The sequence below is a fragment of the Aneurinibacillus sp. UBA3580 genome (assembly GCF_002375825.1).
Classification (GTDB): domain Bacteria; phylum Bacillota; class Bacilli; order Aneurinibacillales; family Aneurinibacillaceae; genus Aneurinibacillus; species Aneurinibacillus danicus.
This window is the reverse complement of the sequence record NZ_DFMZ01000011.1, coordinates 33,131-33,697: the sequence shown is the minus strand read 5'-3', so window position 1 is coordinate 33,697 and position 567 is coordinate 33,131. Positions and strand designations below refer to the sequence as shown.

Annotated in this window: 1 protein-coding gene; it reads right to left on the bottom strand. The window is 47.4% G+C overall.

Annotation, left to right across the window (positions count from 1 at the left end; genetic code table 11):
- Positions 1 to 37: 37 nt before the first annotated feature.
- Positions 38 to 502 carry a ribosome maturation factor RimP gene (gene rimP, locus B2899_RS02270; protein ID WP_146808958.1) on the bottom strand — a complete coding sequence of 155 codons (465 nt, stop codon included), beginning with the start codon at positions 500 to 502 and terminating at the stop codon, positions 38 to 40.
- Positions 503 to 567: the final 65 nt, after the last annotated feature.

Here is a 567-nt window from a genome sequence, read left to right as displayed (position 1 = left end):
CGGCATTCATGATTATCCCTAATCCTCCTTTCAAGTCCTAAAAAACAATCGCGAGACGGGCGCTGGCCACTTTATCGCGCGGAATGACAGCAGTCGTTCTCGCTTCTTTAATCTCCAAATTTTGTCCGTCATAAGAAACGAGTTCGCCTTCAAACACTTTAGCGCCGTTAATCGGCTCATATGTCGTCACGTGTACGTGCTTGCCGACGGCGCGCTCGAAATCTCGCTCTTTTTTCAACGGACGTTCGGCGCCAGGCGAAGATACTTCGAGAAAGTATGCGCCCGGAATCGGATCGATCTCGTCCAGCTTCTTGCTCAGCTTCTCACTGACACGTCCGCAATCTTCAATATCTACGCCGTCTTCTTTATCGATATACACGCGAAGGAACCAGTTGCTTCCTTCTTTCTTGTATTCGATTTCGACGAGCTCCAAATTTTCTTCTTCCAGAATCGGTGCGACCAGTTCTTCGGTCACGGCGATTACATGTTGATTCAAGAACATAGACCCCCTAAGCAAAGTTCAATAGAATCGGCAAGCAAATAAGACGCTTATTTGGCTAAAAGGAA

What these genes read in the sequence shown, in the direction of transcription:
- rimP (WP_146808958.1), bottom strand. Translation starts at nt 502, where the DNA reads ATGTTCTTGAATCAACATGTAATCGCCGTGACCGAAGAACTGGTCGCA.